Annotated in this window: 12 protein-coding genes; 8 read left to right on the top strand and 4 right to left on the bottom strand. The window is 57.1% G+C overall.

Annotated elements, in window-relative coordinates:
* Positions 1-46 precede the first annotated feature (46 nt).
* Positions 47-4,201 (top strand): ATP-dependent RNA helicase HrpA, encoded by a 4,155-nt coding sequence (hrpA, locus tag PAB09_RS07965; protein ID WP_442873658.1) that lies wholly within the window; start codon positions 47-49, stop codon positions 4,199-4,201.
* Between the two features lie 61 nt (positions 4,202-4,262).
* On the opposite strand, the gene nrdR is transcribed toward hrpA, so the two are convergent.
* The gene (nrdR, locus tag PAB09_RS07970; protein WP_271033159.1) at positions 4,263-4,724 is read right to left on the bottom strand and encodes a transcriptional regulator NrdR; all 462 of its coding nucleotides are present in this window, start codon (positions 4,722-4,724) and stop codon (positions 4,263-4,265) included.
* A 953-nt stretch (positions 4,725-5,677) separates the two neighbouring features.
* On the opposite strand from nrdR, the gene lexA reads away from it, so the two are divergent.
* Positions 5,678-6,385: a transcriptional repressor LexA gene (lexA, locus tag PAB09_RS07975; protein ID WP_271033160.1), complete on the top strand. Its 708-nt coding sequence runs from the start codon at positions 5,678-5,680 to the stop codon at positions 6,383-6,385.
* A gap of 388 nt (positions 6,386-6,773) precedes the next feature.
* Entirely contained in the window at positions 6,774-7,553 is a 780-nt protein-coding gene (locus PAB09_RS07980; RefSeq protein WP_271033161.1) for a DeoR/GlpR family DNA-binding transcription regulator, read from the top strand.
* Between the two features lie 290 nt (positions 7,554-7,843).
* Here PAB09_RS07980 and ptsP read toward each other — a convergent pair whose 3' ends face one another.
* Positions 7,844-9,541 (bottom strand): phosphoenolpyruvate--protein phosphotransferase, encoded by a 1,698-nt coding sequence (ptsP, locus tag PAB09_RS07985; RefSeq protein ID WP_271033162.1) that lies wholly within the window; start codon positions 9,539-9,541, stop codon positions 7,844-7,846.
* A gap of 250 nt (positions 9,542-9,791) precedes the next feature.
* Between ptsP and PAB09_RS07990 the strand changes: the two genes are divergently transcribed.
* The 4 genes from PAB09_RS07990 to PAB09_RS08005 all read left to right on the top strand — a co-directional run bounded on the left by PAB09_RS07990 (position 9,792) and on the right by PAB09_RS08005 (position 14,667).
* On the top strand, positions 9,792-10,595 hold the full coding sequence (locus tag PAB09_RS07990) for a DeoR/GlpR family DNA-binding transcription regulator (RefSeq protein WP_271033163.1): 804 nt from the start codon (positions 9,792-9,794) through the stop codon (positions 10,593-10,595).
* Complete coding sequence (locus tag PAB09_RS07995) at positions 10,592-11,557, top strand: 1-phosphofructokinase family hexose kinase (RefSeq protein ID WP_271033164.1); 966 nt, start codon at positions 10,592-10,594, stop codon at positions 11,555-11,557. The genes PAB09_RS07990 and PAB09_RS07995 overlap by 4 nt, the downstream gene beginning before the upstream one ends.
* A 94-nt stretch (positions 11,558-11,651) precedes the next feature.
* Positions 11,652-13,712: a PTS fructose transporter subunit IIABC gene (locus PAB09_RS08000; RefSeq protein ID WP_271033165.1), complete on the top strand. Its 2,061-nt coding sequence runs from the start codon at positions 11,652-11,654 to the stop codon at positions 13,710-13,712.
* A gap of 688 nt (positions 13,713-14,400) precedes the next feature.
* Positions 14,401-14,667, top strand: coding sequence for an HPr family phosphocarrier protein (locus tag PAB09_RS08005; RefSeq protein ID WP_271033166.1), 267 nt, complete (start codon positions 14,401-14,403; stop codon positions 14,665-14,667).
* A 326-nt stretch (positions 14,668-14,993) separates the two neighbouring features.
* Here PAB09_RS08005 and PAB09_RS08010 read toward each other — a convergent pair whose 3' ends face one another.
* On the bottom strand, positions 14,994-16,280 hold the full coding sequence (locus PAB09_RS08010) for a uracil-xanthine permease family protein (protein ID WP_271033167.1): 1,287 nt from the start codon (positions 16,278-16,280) through the stop codon (positions 14,994-14,996).
* A gap of 271 nt (positions 16,281-16,551) precedes the next feature.
* Positions 16,552-18,030, bottom strand: a complete 1,479-nt coding sequence (gene hflX, locus PAB09_RS08015; protein ID WP_271035338.1) for a GTPase HflX — start codon at positions 18,028-18,030, stop codon at positions 16,552-16,554.
* A 715-nt stretch (positions 18,031-18,745) separates the two neighbouring features.
* Here hflX and PAB09_RS08020 point away from each other — a divergent pair.
* Complete coding sequence (locus tag PAB09_RS08020; protein ID WP_271033168.1) at positions 18,746-19,492, top strand: hypothetical protein; 747 nt, start codon at positions 18,746-18,748, stop codon at positions 19,490-19,492.
* Positions 19,493-19,571: the final 79 nt, after the last annotated feature.

Consider the following 19,571-nt stretch of genomic DNA (forward strand, 5'->3'; position numbering starts at 1 on the left):
CGCCATGCGGTATTTGGCGTGCAATTCACTAGAATGTTGCTTGATTATGAACAGTGAACATCGCAATCACGCAGCACAAACCGCTTCTTCCGCATACTCTGGTACCTCAACCGCCAAACACACCCCTGCTGGCGGGAACGATGCGTCCGCGGGTCAACAGCCAGACCGCAACGTACAACGGGAACGAGGACGCGACTACGGACAGGCGAATTCCGGTGACAAACGCAACAAAAAGCACCGGAAGCGGTCTCGGCGAAAAGCACGTGCCCGACACGCTCAGGATGATTACTCCCGTGCGGTTAGCCCAGAGGTGGCAGCACGCCGAGCAGACCTCGAAAAGTCGCTTGACAATGTGAGCATTACCAACGCCCAGGGCTTTCACCGCAGGCTTCGCAAGGCGGCATCGTTGCGAGCACTCGATGCGATTGCCTTAGATGTTGACAAGGCGGCGCGCGCGGTGGAGGAAAGAAAAGCGCATATTCCGGAGATCACGTTCCCCGACAACCTGCCCGTTTCCGAGCGGGTCGATGATATCGCCCGCGCCATCATGGACAACCAGGTTGTCATTATCGCCGGCGAGACCGGCTCCGGAAAGACCACCCAGATTCCGAAGATCTGCCTGTCCATCGGACGAGGCATTCGCGGCCGAATTGGACATACCCAACCCCGCCGTCTGGCTGCCCGCACCGTCGCAGAACGCATCGCTTTTGAGACGGAAACGCAGATCGGTGATCTCGTTGGCTACGCCATTCGATTCGATGACGTCGTCTCCGAACGCACCGCCGTCAAGATCATGACCGACGGCATCCTGCTGGCCGAAATGCAGCGCGATCACTATCTCAATGCCTACGACACCATCATCATCGACGAGGCCCACGAGCGCAGCCTCAACATCGATTTCCTTCTGGGCTACCTCAAACAACTACTGCCGCACCGACCGGATCTGAAGGTGATCATCACCTCGGCAACCATCGACCCAGAGCGCTTTGCCAAACATTTCGCCGACGCCGAAGGAAACCCGGCCCCAGTCATCGAAGTCTCGGGGCGCACCTATCCGGTGGAAATCTTGTACCGCCCACTGGAGGCACACGTTGGCGAAAAAACCGTCGATATCGACCCCGTTGACGGACTCATCGGCGCGCTAGAAGAACTCATGGAGTACGGGCCGGGCGATATCCTTTGCTTCTTTGCAGGCGAGGCTGACATCCGGGAGGCTCGCGAAGCTATCGATGGGCAGAAGTGGCGCGGCGTTGAGGTCGTGCCCTTATATGGACGACTATCAAACGAAGAACAGCACAAGGTCTTTCGCCCTCACGCTGGCCGACGCATCGTGCTGGCCACCAATATCGCGGAAACCTCCCTTACGGTTCCAGGCATCCATTTCGTCATCGACACCGGAACGGCACGTATTTCTCGGTATTCGCTAAAAAACAAGGTCCAACGCCTGCCCATCGAGCCAATTTCCAAGGCCAGTGCCAACCAGCGCTCAGGACGATGTGGGCGCGTCGCCGACGGAATCGCCATCCGTTTGTATTCTGAGGACGATTTTTTAGCCCGGCCCGACTTCACCGATCCTGAGATCTTGCGTACCAACCTAGCGAGTGTCATCCTCCAGATGGCAAGCCTTCGGCTAGGTGATATCGATGAGTTTCCTTTCATCGAAAAACCCGACACCCGTTCTATCCGCGACGGCCTGCTCTTGCTGCACGAGCTCGGCGCCTTAGCCAATGCCACCTCAGAAGGGGGCACCCCTAAACTGACCTCTGTAGGCAAAACCTTGGCCCGCATTCCAGTCGATCCGCGGATGGCACGCATGCTCATTGAAGGGCACAAACTTGGTTGCTTGGATGCCGTCAACGTGATCGTTGCCGCCTTGTCGATTCAAGACGTCCGCGAGCGCCCGACCGAGAAACAAGCACAGGCAGACTCTGCCCACGCTCGATTCCGGGACAAGAATTCAGACTTCCTCACCTACCTCAACCTCTGGAACTATCTTGCCGAGGAACGCGCCGCGCTGACAGGCAACGCTTTCAAGAAGAAGATCCAATCGGAATTCCTCCACTACATGCGCATTCGCGAATGGTGGGATCTCGTGCGCCAGTTGCGCAATATAGAGGACCAGATCGGCTGGGACGCTCCCAGAGACGATGTAACCCACCCCGATGACGACCTCGTCCATCAGGCCTTGTTGGCAGGCCTGCTCTCACACATCGGGATCCGCATCAGCGACTCCCGCGAGTTTCAAGGAGCACGCAACACAAAGTTCGCCATCTTCCCCGGCTCAGCCCTTGCCAAGAAACCACCGCAGTACCTGATGGCCTCCGAACTCGTGGAAACCTCTCGGCTGTGGGCTCGCGACGTGGCCTCCATCCAACCACGTTGGGTGGAGAACCTAGCCGGTGACCTCCTAAAATACCAGTATACGGAGCCACACTGGTCCTCCAAACACACCAATGCTATGTGCTACCAGCGCGCAACGCTCTACGGTGTCCCGGTGATCGCGGATCGCCTCGTCCCCTTCGCGCGCCTGCATCCAGATCAGGCACGCGAGATGTTTATTCGCCATGCCCTCGTCGAAGGCGAATGGACGACGCACCATGAATTCTTCCACGCCAATTCCGCCAAGCTAGAAGACGCCCAAGCAGTCGAGGCCAAGGCGCGCCGCCGCGATCTCATCGTCGATGACGAGGCGCTTTTTGGCTTCTACTCACGTCGCATCCCCAAAGACGTGGTGTCAGGTGCGACCTTTGATAAGTGGTGGAAAAAGACCCGAAAGTCGCAACCGGATCTGCTCGACTTCGATCCGGAGAAACTGTTGCAGGATGCGGCAGAGGAGATTACCGAAGAGCAATTCCCAGACACCTGGCGCCAGGGAAGCGTCGAGTTGAACCTGAGCTATGTGTTTGAACCAAGTGCTGTCGACGACGGTGTCACAATGGAAGTGCCCATTCCCCTCTTGGGCGGTCTTTCATCTGAAGGGTGCGAATGGCTCGTGCCAGGAATGCGGGTTGAATTAGTTACCGAGCTGATCCGCAGCCTGCCCAAGCATATTCGACGCCTGGTGGTCCCGGCACCCAATTTCGCCGAAAAGATCACTCCGGATCTGCATCCTGAGCGCGGTGAACTCTACGTCCAACTTGCGGCAAGACTTCAAGAGATTACTCGGGTCAGCGTTGACCACACCGATTTCGATCTGGAAAAGATCCCAGCTCATCTCAAGATGCGCTACGCAGCGGTGGACAGGAAGGGCAAAATTGTCGATGCCGATCGCGACCTCGAGTCACTCAAACGTCGCCGCGCCAACCAGATCAAGTCCTCCGTTTCCCGAGTCAACCGGCGTATCGAGCAGGAAGAGTCTTCCACCTGGACACGCGACACCTTGGGCGAAATCAAGGAGGACATCAACACCACCGTCGATGGTCACAAGGTCAAGGCGTATCCCGCGCTCGTGGCCACCGCCAACGGTTTTGCGGTCAAGGCAATGCCCACTAAGCAGGAAGCCGATGCCGCCATTCTCGCTGCCAACCTCACGATGTTGCTGCGAGAAATCCAGGTCAATACGCAAAAGTCCCTCAATGGACTGCCGCTGAAACAACGGGTAGCGGTGGAGAATTATCCACACGGTGGTCCCAATGGTCTCATCAACGACATTCGCACGGCAGCAATTCGTGACCTCATGATGGAACACGGTGGCCCCGTTCGTTCCCCGGAAGCCTTCCAGACACTACTGGCCACGATTCGTCCCATGGTCCCCGGTCGGGTACGTCAGATCGTGGTTGGTCTCGCCCCAGGGCTCGTGTCCTACTTCGATGTGCAAAGCAAGCTTCAAGGCTGGACTGGTGACGCCATCGAGGATCTTCGGCGTCAGTTGGATTTCTTGCTTCCCGAACATGCTGTAGCCAAGTACGGACTTCCCCGACTCAAGCACTTGCCCCGCTACCTTCAAGCGATGAGCATCCGGCTCGAGGAAATGGACCGGAATCCAAGCAAGGACCAACAGCGGCAAGATATTGTCAACAACCTTGAGGCTCAGCTTGCCCAGGCAATGAAGGCTAAGCCCCACAACTCCGTTCGGGTCAGCGACATCCGCGACATCCAGTGGATGATCCAAGAGCTTCGGGTAAGCCTTTTCGCCCAGCGTCTCGGCACGGCCCAAAGCGTGTCCGAGCGAAAGATTGCCAAGGCGATCCAAGCGCTATAGAAAACTCACGAGGGCGTAGGTAAACACTACCTACGCCCTCGTTGTGAATATCGTCTAACGTCTAGGATTCCTTTTGCCGATCGCGTCTGCGCATGAGTCGAATCTCTGATTCAAAGTCATCTGCGCTCTCGAAAGACTTATACACGGAAGCAAAACGCAAATAGGCGACCTCATCCAGCTCGCGCAGTGGATCCAAGATTGCCAAACCAATTTCGTTGGCATACACCTGCGACGACCCCTTATTACGTACTGACTCCTCTACTTCCTGGGCCAGCATCTTTAACGCGTCCTCGGAGACGTTGCGCCCTTGACAGGCGCGACGAACTCCGATGATGACCTTTTCCCTACTGAAAGGTTCTGTGATTCCGTTTCGCTTAATAACCAGCAGTTGCGCCTTTTCTACTGTGGTGAAGCGCCCACCGCATTCGGAGCATTCACGCCGCCTGCGGATTGCTGAGCCACCATCGATAACTCTGGAATCGATGACCTTGGAATGTTCGTTGTGACAGAAAGGGCAATGCACGAGTTCATCTTACCCATCCCGCGAATCCAATTTATTCAGCAGCGTGACAATTCACTGTGGTGTGGTCTGGAAGGCGGTGCTTTGCGTCAGCGAGTGTTGAGCCGGCGACTGGTTGATCTCGTCGTCCTTCGGTGCTGACGCCAGGATTCCGGCAAACAGAGTCAGCCCTAACACCACTCCCACGATGGCGCTAACGAATGAGTTTTGTGAGTTCGAACTTCGGTCCTGGTGCACCAATGAAGGTTGATTTTCCTGACCTAGCGTTCGAACACCTTGTGCATAACGTGCGAAGTCTAAGGTCTCCCCATCCCACGTAGATGCGGCAGGAACGACCTGCGCCGGCAACGGCTTCCGGCTATTGGATGAGTTAATACCTGAGAGTACAAGGGACATCATCATTCCTTTCCACGAAAGATAGAATTGGGGCTCCTCATGTGGCACGTTTGCTTCAAGCGGAGAGCATAGCCAGCACTCACCCCATCAAAAACATGAGGAAGTTGTTTTTTCGCTTACTTGTTCGAAGTATGGATCACGGCAGAGATTCTGTCAACTATTCTGGCCATTTTTCGAACACCTGTACCGCGATTGGAGCCCATCGACTAAACTTGCCTATGAACAATCAAATACGTATTCGAAGTGCCAGTAACACTGCACTTTCCAGTCTCATTCAGTCCCCTACAAGTGGGTTCGCTCCACGGTAAGCTGGGCCATTCACAGCCCAGCTTCCCAGTTTCAACAGCACCCAGATTCCACAGGAGGGATTGACTCGATGGTGCCTGGTTTTCTACGGGCGCCATCGCATTGAGACTCGGAAGATTTTGGACTTCAAGTCCAACGCTTTTTACGCGGTTCAATTCCAATCCCCAAAGATCGAGTTAAAACCCGCACCAAAAGTCCACATTTTGCCGAATAAATTCAAAAAAGATCCACACGGAAGGATAGATCTAAAGACCATGAGCCCCGCGAAGAAGTCTTCAGAATCCAAAGGACGAGGTCTTACCGATCGCCAGCGCCGAATCCTTGAGGTCATCAATGACGCCGTTGTCTTGCGCGGCTACCCACCGAGCATCCGCGAGATTGGCGATGCGGCCGGTCTTCAGTCCACCTCCTCCGTGGCCTATCAGCTCAAGGAACTGGAGAAGAAGGGGTATCTTCGACGTGACCCCAACAAGCCTCGCGCTGTGGATGTTCGAGTCCTGCCCGAGGTAGCCAAGAAGCCCGGAAAGAAGACCACCAAAGAGGTCCCAACCAGCCCCATCCCCGAGGAGCTTGCGAGCCAATCATCAGGAATCTCCATGGTTCCAGTGGTCGGCTCTATCGCAGCCGGAGCCCCCATTCTCGCCGAAGAAAATGTTTCTACGTACTTCCCTCTCCCCACCGACATCGTCGGCGAAGGCGACCTATTTACACTCGAGGTTGTGGGGGACTCGATGATCGATGCCGGCATCCTCAACGGTGACTGGGTGGTTGTTCGCTCGCAACCTGCAGTTGAGCAGGGCGAATTTGCCGCCGCACTCATTGACGGTGAAGCAACAGTCAAAGAGTTTTTCCGCGATGATTCGGGCATCTACCTCCTGCCACATAATCCCGCCTACGATCCCATCGACGGTACCCATGCGATCATCATGGGCAAGGTCGTCTCTGTGATGCGCAAACTTTAAGCAACCGCGTCCTCCTTCTTGGCTCTAGCCGATTGACCCCGTGTCAGATTCATTCTGGCTCGGGGTTTCGCTATATCTCTGTCTGTGAAAATTCGGCCAAATATGCCCGATTCACCCCCGTAATAGGCTGGAAACTTAACAGTTTGACCATTGTCACATGTTTAGTTGCTTGGCATTACCACGCAAGTAAAAGGGCTATTTCACAGGATTATTCGTGGAATTCCGTGAATTGATGCCCGTTTACCCCTAAAACAGACATGTTGTGCCCTATCGGAACGTTCCAGACGTGCGACAATAGGTCATAGCTGAAGAAATGGAACCAACCACAACATTCGGACATCACGATTGCCCAATTTGTGGTGAAAAATGAAGAAAGCGTGAACTAGCAATGTATTCGGAGGAACGTCGTCGCCAGATCGCGTCGCTCACTGCCGTCGAAGGAAGGGTCAACGTCACCGAATTGGCCTCTCGCTTTGACGTCACTGCAGAGACCATTCGGCGTGACCTAGCCGTTTTGGACCGCGAAGGCGTAGTCCATCGCGTCCATGGTGGCGCCGTCGCCAACCAGACTTTCCAAACCACGGAATTCAGCCTCGACACTCGGGCGCGTTCGGCGTCGGGCGCCAAGAATTCCATCGCCCACGCTGCACTGGCTTTCCTTCCGGAGCCCAACGGTGGCATGTTCTTGGATGCAGGTACAACAACCGCCGCTTTGGCGGACCTATTGGCCGTCCAGCCGCAGGCGAAGCAGTGGTCGATCGTTACCAACAGCCTTTCCATTGCCCTATCATTGGCAAATTCCGGCCTCGATGAGATCCAACTTCTCGGTGGCGCTGTCCGCGCGATCACCCAGGCCGTCGTCGGCGACACTGCACTGCGCACCTTGGCGCTCATGCGCGCTGACGTTGCCTTTATCGGCACCAACGCCTTGACCTTGGATCACGGGCTGTCCACCGCCGACTCCCAGGAGGCAGCGATCAAGTCCGCGATGATTACTAATGCTCACAAGGTCGTTGTCCTGTGTGACTCCACGAAAATGGGCACCGACTATCTCGTCAGCTTTGGTTCCATCTCGGAGATTGATGTGATCGTGACCGATTCGAACGCACCCGAGACATTCGTTCAAGCCCTACGGGACAAGGGCGTGGAAGTAGTCATCGCACCGTAGGCGTCGGAAAGCACAACCTGCAACCGGCGCACATCCGTTTTCACCAAGCACCGGCGCTCTTGATAGATCTCTTCACGAAAAGTTGCCAACTGCCAGATAGCCTCAAATAGGAGGTTTCTCGAAGGAACGCCTTGAGGAATGTGCACCACATTATGCCTTCTTCACGAGCAGATTGAGACGCCGCCGAAACCTTGCATAGCAGGATGCACCGAACCGTGACAGAAGCACAGCCGGCCGGGACCTCCTTTATAGGAAAGGTCCCGGCCGGCTCTTTTTAGCTTGTCAGGCTCTTAGCTTGGCTGAATGATGGCACGAACGGCGGCGCGAGCCTCCGTTGCCCCTTCGGCATCAAGGGCTGCTGCAGCGGCCTTCTGGCAGGTTTCCAGATCCACTGCGGCCAGCTGAGCTCCGACGCCTGCAATCGCGGTGGAGGCAGCGGACAAGGAGTTGACGCCAAGACCGGTCAGGACACACGCCAACAGCGGATCAGCTGCGGCCTCGCCACACACACCGACGGCGGTATTGAAGCGCTTGCCTTCCTTACAGGTGTGATCGATCAGGCGCAGGACAGCCGGCTGCCAGGGGTCGGTTAGGTAAGCCAACTGCGGGGACATGCGGTCGGCAGCCATCGTGTACTGCGTCAGGTCGTTGGTGCCGATCGACACGAAGTCCAGATATGGCATGAGCTTATCTGCCATAAGCGAAGCGGCCGGAACCTCGATCATCGCGCCGGCGGTAAGGTTGCGCTCGGCACACAGACCAGCAAACCACTTTGCCTCACGGGCGGTAGCAACCATCGGTGCCATGACCCACGTCGGAGCATCCTCACCGCGGCCCAATTCCTTGGCAGCAAGAGCGATGGCATCGAGCTGTCGCGTAAGCAGATCCTCGTTCGCACGGGCCACACGCAAACCTCGAACACCAAGTGCCGGGTTCATTTCGTCAGCCATGGAAGCGAACGCAACGGGCTTGTCCGATCCGGCGTCCAAGGAGCGCACGACAACCTTGGAAGTTGGGAACTGCTCGAGCACCTTCTTGTAGACGGCAGCCTGATCCTCCACGGAAGGCTCCTCAGTCGCAGTGAGGAAGCACATCTCGGTACGGAACAAGCCGATACCCTCGGCCTGCGACTGAGTGGCTGCAATGCGCGCTGCCTTGCCGTCCTGGACATTGGCCAGCAGCTGAACGCGGTGACCGTCCTTGGTCTGCGCGGGGCCGCGCCACTGGGCGATACGCTCGGCCAACAGCTTGGACTCCTGCTCGGCCTGGATGGCAACCTCGGCATCGGCGCCGACGGTCACCGTGCCGAGAGCTCCGTCAACGAGCACGGGCTCGCCAGCGACGATGTTCTTCACCTTTTCACCTACTGCAACGATGCAAGGCACATTGAGCTGACGCGCGATGATCGCGGTGTGGCTGGTAGGTCCGCCCAGTTCAGTGACAAGTCCCACAAACAGGTCCGTGTTGAGAGCCGCAGTATCAGCCGGCGAAAGATCGTCAGCAAACAAGACTACTGGGCCATCGACGTCTGGCAGGCCCGGCTCAGGCTCACCGCGCAACTCGGCGATCACGCGGTCACGGATGTCACGAAGGTCCGTGGTGCGTTCTGCCATAACGCCACCGGCGGCTTCAAACATGGTGACAAACTTGGTGGTAGCCGCAACAACTGCGTACTCGGCCGGGTGTCCACCCGTGACACCCTTTTTGACTGCCTTGCGCCAGCCACGGTCATTGACCATGCCAGCGGTGGCCTTGAGAACCTCGGCAGCAGCGCCCTTTGCCTTGCCAGATCGCTCGAGCAGGCGAGCGGCGACGGCATCAGCTGCAGCAGCAAAGCGCTCGAGCTCAGCCTCGCGCAGAGACTCATCAACGACTTCGCCAGCCTGTGGCAGTTCTGGACGTGGGCTGATCCAGACAGCCTTTGCGTAGCGCACGCCTGGGACAACGGCCGTACCCTTGATGACAGTGTCCTTGGTCACGTTTTCCAAGGTATTTCCCCAATCTTCACAGAGATTTGATTTCCTCCCTCTACATCACCACAAAATCCACATTCTCGCAACAAATCAAAAAACAAAATGTTGACATTCAAAAAGAAATGGGCATAAATTAAGGAGTGGAACCAACATTTTCCATGTCTGGAACCTCAAAACCAACAGAAATCGGTCACGCCGACTCTAGTGTGTCCGAACACACGAAGACAATTTCCAATAAACGCCCAATAACCCACAGGAGGTGAGGATGGCCACAGTAGCTGAAGTCCAGCATCGGCAATCAACCATTGTTGCCCTCACCAGGGAAACGGGTCGTTGCACGGTTTCGGAACTCGCTTCCCAATTTGAGGTCACACCGGAGACAATCCGCCGTGACCTCAAGGTATTGGAAAACCAGGGACTCTTGCGAAGGGTGCACGGCGGCGCGGTCTTGCGCCCTGCTCACAATCCCGCCGATTTACTTGCGGTCGATGACGACGATGAGCTCCCAGTTCATCAGTCGCAACGGCGGAAGCAGTCCATTGGCCAGAAAGCCCTCAGCCTCATTCCTGGACCAAACGCCTCAATGCTGATCGACGCAGGTTCGACCACCGAGGCATTCGCCAACGTTTTGGCACGAAATTACTTGGGCCAGAACTGGTCTGTGGTTACCACCTCTCCTAATATCGCGAAATCTCTCGCTTCAGCGGGTGTGCCCAACGTCAGCATGATTGGCGGTACCGTCAAGCCGCGCACTCAGGCTGTTGTGGGCCCGCGGGCCCAGCAAGAGCTGCGTGTTCTGCGCGCAGACATCGCATTCGTAGGAACCAGTGGTTTCAGCATGAATAGGGGTTTTACCACCTCTGACTACCGCGAGGCTGAGATCAAAAAACTCATGATCGCGCAGGCCAACTATTCAGTCATTCTCTGCGACTCCGCAAAGATCGCCAAGGATTCTACTATGACCTTCGCCACTCCGGACGAGGTCGAGGTAGTCATCAGCGATCGCAATGCACCGGATTCTCTGGAAAGTGACCTCCACTCAACTCACACAAAACTGGTGATCCCGTGATTCTTACTCTCACCCCCAACCCCAGCGTCGACGCGACCTTAAGCCTCGACCACGCACTCGAGCGTGGTCAGGTACAAAGGCTGACAGGTTCTGAGTCAGTCGCTGGCGGCAAGGGCGTCAACGTTTCCCAGGCTGTCGTTTTGGCAGGCATGGACTCCATCGCTGTCTTCCCCACTGGAAAGGCTGACCGATACCTCGATCTCGTCGGCGCACTGGGAATCCCTTTTGAGTCCGTCGAGGTGGACGGAGCAGTCCGTGTGAACACAGCCATCACCGAGCCTGATGGAACCACCACCAAGCTCAACGGTCAGGGCGCCTTCTTGGATGAAGACGCACTGGCACGCATCGAGGATGTGGTCGTCGAAAAGGCTGCCGATGCTTCCTGGGCAGTCTTGGCGGGCTCGCTCCCGCCGGGAGCACCCACCGATTGGTATGCCCATTTGGTTGCTAAGCTGCGCTCTGTCTACCCGCAACTGCGGATCGCAGTAGATACCTCTGACGCTCCGCTGATCGAGCTGGGAGCACATTTCTCCCAGGCGGCGCCGAGCCTTATCAAGCCCAACGGTCTCGAGCTTGGGCAGCTTGCCGGTGTCGACGGCCAAGCCCTCGAAGACGAAGCTGAACAGGGCAACTTCGGCCCCGTAATCGAGGTAGCGCGCAAAGTCATCACGATGGGAGTCGAGCAAATCCTTGTCACTCTCGGTGCAGCCGGCGCCGTACTGGTGACAGCCGATCAGGCATTCAAGGCGACACCTCCTCCAACCAAGGCTGTCTCCACCGTCGGCGCTGGTGATTCCAGCCTCGCGGGATTCATCATGGCACAGGAATTGGGTCAGTCCGTGGCCGACAGCTTGCGGCAGGCCGTGGCATACGGTTCGGCTGCAGCTTCCCTGCCTGGCACCACCATCCCCTCACCGGCACAAATCAACGTGGCACAGACCAACGTCGTCGAAGTGAACTAGAGACTTCATAACTTCATAATTTCATCTTTCCCTTAGGCCACAAGCTGGTAGTGGATGCTTTTGGCCACCTACAATCGAAGGATTCAGGTAACCCATGTCCGAATCTCTTATTAACACCTCATTGGTGCGCCTCGACGCCGACCTCGGCGCCGACACCACTGAGGTCATCACCAACCTGGCCCAGGTCGTCGCAGATGCCGGCCGTGCCACGCCAGCGCAGACCTTGGCAGCCGATGCCTTGGCTCGTGAGGCTAAGTCGCACACCGGTGTCCCGGGCGGCATCGCCATTCCGCACTGCCGTTCCGAGGCTGTAACGGTTCCTACTTTGGCGTTTGCTCGTCTGTCCCGCCCCGTTGATTTCGGTGGTCCGGACGGCGACGCCAACATTGTCTTCCTCATCGCGGCCCCTGCTGGTGGCGGCAAGGAACACCTCAAGATCCTCTCCAAGCTTGCTCGTGCACTGGTTCGTGAGGACTTCACCAACGCACTTCGTGCTGCTACTTCGGAAGATGAAATCGTCAAACTGGTCACCGACGTGGTCAACGCAGAGCCCAAGAAGAAGGCCGCGGCTCCCGCCGCCAGCGCCGCTTCCGAGACCACTCCAAAGAGTAACGTCACCCGCATCGTGGCCATCACCGCCTGCCCGACCGGCATTGCTCACACCTACATGGCAGCTGATTCCTTGACTCAGACCGCCGAGAAGCGTGACGATGTTGAGCTCGTCGTCGAGACTCAGGGTTCGTCCAGCGTTACCCCGCTCGATCCGGCGGTAATCGCTGCCGCTGATGCGGTGATCTTTGCCACCGATGTCGGAGTGCGCGACCGTGAGCGTTTTGCTGGCAAGCCGGTCATTGAATCCGGCGTCAAGCGCGCCATCAATGAGCCAGTCAAGATGATTGACGAGGCAATCGCTGCGGCCAAGAATCCGAACGCCCGTCGCGTCAGTGGTGCTGCTGCGCAGTCTTCCGATTCCGCTGAGTCCGAGGGTGAGGGCCTTGGCGTCGGCAAGCGAATCCAGCAGGCGATCATGACCGGTGTGTCCTACATGGTGCCTTTCGTCGCGGCCGGCGGTCTGCTGCTGGCGCTGGGATTCTTGTTCGGTGGCTACGACATGGCAAACGGCTGGTCGGCAATCGCCACCGGCTATAGCCTCACCGATCTTCCGGGGAATACCGTGATGGTCGACGGTGTTGAGATGACCTTCGAACGATCCGGATTCATGCTCTACTTTGGTGCCGTGCTATTCGCTACCGGTCAGGCGGCCATGGGATTCATCGTCGCGGCGCTGTCCGGATACATCGCCTACGCTATGGCTGGCCGTCCCGGTATTACCCCTGGCTTCGTCGGCGGCGCCATCTCCGTCACCCTGGGCGCCGGCTTCATCGGTGGCTTGATCACCGGCCTGCTGGCAGGCTTCATCGCCAAGTGGATCGGCTCGTGGAAGGTCAACCGCATGGTTGCCTCTCTCATGCCGGTTGTGATCATCCCACTGCTGACTTCGCTTATCGTCGGCCTGCTGATGTTCTTCCTGCTCGGACGCCCGCTCGAGTCCATCATGACCGGCCTGCAGGATTGGCTATCCGGTATGTCCGGCTCCTCCGCTGTCGTGCTGGGCATCATCTTGGGACTCATGATGTGCTTCGACCTCGGTGGACCAGTGAACAAGGCAGCCTACCTGTTCGGTACCGCCGGCCTGTCCACCGGCGACCAGGCTTCCATGGAAATCATGGCCGCTATCATGGCAGCCGGCATGGTTCCCCCGATCGCAATGTCTATCGCTACTTTCCTGCGCAAGAACCTCTTCACCCCTGCTGAGCAGGAAAATGGCAAGTCCGCATGGTTGCTGGGTCTGTCCTTCGTCTCCGAAGGTGCTATTCCTTTCGCCGCCGCTGACCCTTTCCGTGTGATCCCGGCCATGATGCTTGGCGGTGCCACCACCGGCGCACTGTCTATGGCTCTGAATGTTGGCGCGCGCGCACCACACGGTGGTATTTTCGTCTTCTTCGCCATCGACCCGCTGTGGGGCTGGATCGTCGCGCTGCTGGCAGGCATCGCAGTGTCCACGATCACAGTCATCCTCCTCAAGCAGTTCTGGCCGAATGAGGCCATCCAGAAGGAGGCCGCAAAGGCCGAATATCACAAGGTTGCTGCCTAAGCACTCTTGAGCGCCGACCCGGTTACTTGACGCGCAGTAACTTACACGTGGTTATTGCAAGCGATCATGATCCCTAAACGGGCTGACGCAACGTGGGGCATGTGGGAAACCGCATGCCCCTTTTCCATTGTCACGCCAGAGGCCAGTATGTCGAAACGGTTCCTTTCATGATGCGGCATTGCGACGCTTGGGCAATTTCACGTTTCACTCGGGCAGGGCGTCCTCGGGGTGCCCCCTTTTGCCTTTGCACCCTAAGCCGTACCTCCTTGCGCCCCAATGGCACCTCCCTTTGGCCTCCAGCTTCCCTGTCTACAGCCTGATACGGTCTTCATGGGTGTGGGATTTTTGTTTTCCGACGACCACCACTTCAATGCGAGAATGTGACTTCGGAGTCAATGGGATATAAGAAAAAGCTCACTGACATGGAAAAACGAAGACTCACAGGCCGCCAAGTTTGACGACTATACGCCGCGTTGCTGCACAACCCAAATCAAAACCAAAAACAAGCGCTATAAATCACACATATTCCCACAGAATTTCCCTCATTTTTTGTGGCACGGTGAGCAATTCTTGCCTACAATCGGGCATAGGTTGTTAGCACAAAGTGCCCGATCAATAGACCGTTATTTTCGCTGAGCGTCTTCCATCCCTTGTGGATAATGCTCGGACCAAAGGAAAGGACCATTCCATGGCATCCAAGACCGTCGTCGTCGGCTCCGCAGTCGGCCTGCACGCACGCCCTGCTTCCATCATCGCTGAGGCCGCTGGTAATTACGATGAGGACATCTTCCTCGCCCTTGAAGGTGAAGAGGACGATGAAACCGATGCTGCTTCTTCGCTGATGATCATGGCACTGGGTGCTGAGCACGGCGACAAGGTGACCGTTACCTCCGACAACGCTGAGGCTGTTGAGGCAATCGCAGCTTTGATCGAAAAGGATCTCGACGCCGAGTAATTCGACTAGAACCTTCATGCATCCAAGCGCCCGGTTTTCCAGGCGCTTGTTGGCGTTTGAGGAGCCGATTGCTATCCGACTTCACATCCTTCATGGCGGCAAGCTTTTCTCCCCTGCCTATCCGGGCTTGGTTCCCGCGAAGTGCTGCAGGAATCGATCCTTATCCGGAAGGCATTCGCCCCAAGCCCAATAAAAGCGGTAAAGCCACCCAGATTGGTAGTGGCTTTACTGCTTTATAGCTCTTTGGTCACCGATGGCTCCGGAGGGGTCAATCTCGAATTCCGCCTTCGCCACCCCGCGATCCCCGCCCCTAAAAGAAGCAATAATTAGAATTTGACGTTCTTCCCCTCGCCCACAGTGACATACAGCCACTTCAGAACGGGGTAGAAAACGATGATCCCAACAGAACCCCAGGCAATGCCCTCAAGCTCAACCGAGCCAATGCTCAAAGTGAGGTTGCCGATGCCAGCCACCAACGCCACCGCGGCGGCGGTGAGATTGACGGGGTTATTGAAATTGACCTTGTTGTCCTGCCAGATGCGTACACCCAACATGCCGATGAGACCGTAGAGCACCAATGCCGCCCCACCGAGGACGCCAGTGGGGATGGTGAAAATCAGGGCACCAAACTTAGGGATGAAGGCCAACAAGACGGCGGTGGCCGCGGCAACCCAATAGGCGGCGGTGGAATACACGCGGGTTGCCGCCATCACACCAATGTTTTCGGCGTACGTGGTGGTGCCGGAGCCGCCAAAGCCACCAGCCAAGGTGGTACCGATGCCGTCGGCGATAAGTGCGGTACCCGCGAGGTCATCAAGATCCTCCCCCGTCATTTCGCTGACCGCCTTCACGTGGCCGACGTTTTCCGCAATGAGCACAATCACAACGGGCAGGGTGACAAGAATTGCTGAGGCCGTGAATTCGGGAGTGTGGAACTGCGGTAACCCAATCCACTTTGCCTGAGCAATGGTCTCGGCTGCACCCTCGCTAAGGTTGCCGGTGACGGCAGCGAAAACCCAGCCGATGATGACACCAATGAGAATTCCCAAGCGGGCGAGCATGCCACGACCGGCCACAGTAAATACCAATATTGAGAATAGGGTGACGGCAGCGACGAGCGGCTGTGATTGAAAGTTAGTAACCGCACTGGGAGCCAGGTTGAGGCCAATCAACGCCACGATCGCACCGGTGACGGCCGGAGGCATCACCATGTCGAGAACCCTCTTGCCTGCGGCCTTGACTACGAAGCCGACGGCAATGAGCGTGAGACCGGCAGCAAAGACGCCACCCAACTGCACCCCAATGCCTTCGCCTTGGGAAGCCATGAGCGGGGCGATGAAGCCGAATGAGCTACCCAAATAGGAGGGCAAACGGTTGCGGGTAAGCAGCAGGAAGATCATGGTGCCTAGGCCGGAAAACAGCAAGGTCGTGTTGACCGGGAAGCCCGTGATCGTTGGAACCAGCAAGGTCGCGCCGAACATGGCGATAACGTGCTGCATGCCGATTCCGATCGTGCGCGACCAGCTCAGTCGCTCTCTTGGGGCGACCACCGCGCCCGGTGAAATGGTCTTTCCATCGCCGTGTAGGGTCCAGCCCCAGGTTGAATTGCTCACGAAACTGCATTATCGCAGCTCACAACGATCATGCACAACTTGAAGGTGAGGATCTAGCACGTTCTGCCCAGTTTTGCTGGCGTTTTCGGAAATTCACGTGAAAACTACAACAAGTCTGGACCCCATTGAGAGCCTATAGATCGACCGTTTTTCGACAGGTCTCCACGCCGAAACGAGCGGGCGCAACGTCGAGGCAGCAATGGCAACTCTTTTCGCCATCGCGGCCGATCGACAAACGTAGGGGACGGCCAATCCTGCCGTCCCCTTTGGTCTAGGCCTCGTCCGAATCTTGCGCCGAGACGACAAATTCTTGCAATTCGGCCGCAAGTGAAGCCGGCAGGCGTACATCGATAAGCGTGCCCGATTCGGTGTAGGACTCATTGAGCACCGTGCCGTATTGATGCAAGCGGGAGACAATATCGCCTCGGGTAAACGGAATCAATAGGCTCACGTGCGCATCGAGGGTATTGAGGAATAGCTCGACCCGGGCCTCAAGTTCGGGGATACCTTCACCGGTGTGCGCGGACACAAAAACCACGTCATCGAGGACGTGACGCAGCTCCGCCAAAACCAAGGGATCGGCGGCATCAATCTTATTGACAACCACGATTTCCGGCGGGGCGGGCACATCTAGCTCACGCACAATGTCACCGATGACGCCGTTCACGGCCTCAATCTGCTTGAGTGGGAAAGGATCCGATCCGTCAACCACGTGCAGTACTAAATCCGCTTCGACAACCTCCTCCAGCGTCGAGCGGAAGGCCTCGACCAGCTGCGTGGGCAGGTGACGCACGAAGCCAACGGTGTCGGTGAAGACTACAGCACGCCCGTCGGCAAGCTCGGCGCGCCTCGTGGTGGGATCCAACGTCGCAAACAACGCGTCTTCGACAAGCACACCTGCGCCCGTCATCGCGTTAATGAGAGAGGACTTGCCAGCGTTCGTGTATCCGGCTATGGCGATCTGGGGGATGGTCGATTCCCGTCGCTGAGCGCGCTTGACGTCACGCGCGGTCTTCATACCTGCGATCTCACGGCGCAACTTCGCCATGTCCGAACGCAGCCGACGGCGATCCGCTTCGATCTTGGTTTCACCTGGGCCACGCAGACCCACACCACCGTTCGACCCGGCGCGACCGCCCGCCTGACGCGACAAGGCCCCACCCCAGCCACGAACGCGGGTGATGAGGTATTCCATCTGGGCCAGCGAGACCTGGGCCTTGCCTTCCTTCGACTTCGCGTGCTGGGCAAAGATATCGAGGATGAGCATGGTGCGGTCGATCACCTTGACGTCCAAGGCCTTTTCCAGCGCAATCATCTGGCCGGGTGAGAGTTCACCATCGCAGACCACGGTGTCCACTCCGGTGGACAAGACGATGTCTTTGAGTTCAGAGACCTTGCCGGAGCCGATGTAAGTTCCCGGATCTGGCTTGTCGCGCTTTTGATAAAGCATCTCTACCACCTCGGAGCCTGCCGTTTCAGCCAGGGCGGCAAGCTCTTGCATGTTGGCTTCGATCTCCGCGGTAGTACCGTGAGTCCACACCCCTACCAAGATCACTCGCTCGAGGCGGAGCTTGCGGTACTCGACGTCGAATCCGTCATCCTGGTCGGTTGCGTGGATTTCGCTGCCTCGCGTGAGCCTGCGCAGGCTCGATCGCGCCTCCAGGTCGAGCTCGCCGGTTGTTGGGGTGTGGGCGCTGGCGGATTCTAGCCCGCCAAGGTCCGTCCCTGTTGGAGCAGGAACGGTGTCAATGTGATCCTTAAATGCTTCGGCGAGGAGATCATCGGTATGTGTTGAGGTGAAGGTGTGATCCACGTGTGTTTTGATCTTTTCTTTCTTTTCTTCGCTCGCGGCCAATGGGTGTCACTATCACGTCCACTGGACGCCTCGGGGGTTAGTCGGCGACGAGGCGCCGAGGTTACGGTTTCTCATTCATTCTTGCATGAATTTTCGGGCGGCGTTTCCTCGAGCGTTGGGACATCCCAGGGTTGGCCAACGGCCAGACACAGGAGCGATGGTTCGTTGGCTCCCGTGCTGCGACAGTGCTGATAATAGCTAGCCTGGTGCGGCTGGGTGTCGGTGACTACTCGTTCGTTTCTAGTTCAACGTTTCCGGGCGCATTTGATTCCACAGTGTCATTTGCCAATCGCCCGATTCACGCTTTCATGTGCCTTTTTGCTTTCCGACGACCACAGTGGGCAGCCTGAAGGGCTTGGACCTTGGAGATATTTGTCGCGTATTCTTCCCTCCCCTTGCAGCCACCTCTACGTGAGAGACCGACTTGTTAAGCCAGCTTGTATCGCGAGCTGTTGGCTGTGCGTACCTCCTTTTGAGGGCACGGCCAAGGAAGCAACCTAGGACATAACTGTGAACCAAGCACCACTTGCGATTGCACTATCAAGGAATACCCTACTGGGGTAGGTTTCAATGCGGTTTTTTCGAAGATGTGCGCGTAGTATCAACGCACATGAGTAACGATCTCCACAGCCTTGGCATGAAATTCGACAAGTGGCAAGACGCAGTCGAAGCGGCGATTTCGACCAATAAGCTCTCCGTCATCGGCGAAGTCCGTGGCGGCCAGCTCATCCAGTACGCCGATTCTTCCGGCGCGCAGATTAACATCCTCGCGGTCGAACCATTTGCCACCTTCGCAGGCTTTGATTCTGTTGCACAGTCTTTCGCCCACGTGCAAATGCTCAACGATGTGGTGGCGATTTGCGAGATCGTCGATTACAACGGCAATCCGATCACCACTGTTACCTGCAACCTCGCCCAGGGACCGCTCTTGGTCGACGAGCCGGAGCAGCGGTGGCAGCAGATTGGCCTGACGGTTTTGGCTAACTCCGTGCAGCACTTCCCAAGCGAGGAAGAGTACCTCTCAGCCAATGGTGCAGACTCCCTAGGTGTTGCCACTTCGGCGGGTGCACAGTCCCTCGGCGATGGCTCTAAGGCACCCACTGCAGCAATTGACGTTGCCGCACGCGTTCTGGAAGCCGAGTATCGCACCAACGGTCTGACCGGCGATCGCTACATCCACGCCACTGTTGACGGAGACTTCGCCTTTGATGTCTGCCTACCTGACAGCATTGCTCTTCCGGAAAAGGGCTCTGTGTTGAAGGTCGATGGAGTCATGGCAGGCTCCCTCATTGCCCCCACCGGCTGCGGCGGTGCCGGTGGCTGCGGTTGTGGATCCGGCGGTTGCGGCGGGCATTAATTCTTCGCGCAACTAATAGTTTTGGGGTCTGAGCTAGGTTTTCTCTTAGCTCGGACCCTTTTTTATTTCAATAAACATA

Source organism: Corynebacterium sp. SCR221107 (assembly GCF_027886475.1).
Taxonomy (GTDB): domain Bacteria; phylum Actinomycetota; class Actinomycetes; order Mycobacteriales; family Mycobacteriaceae; genus Corynebacterium.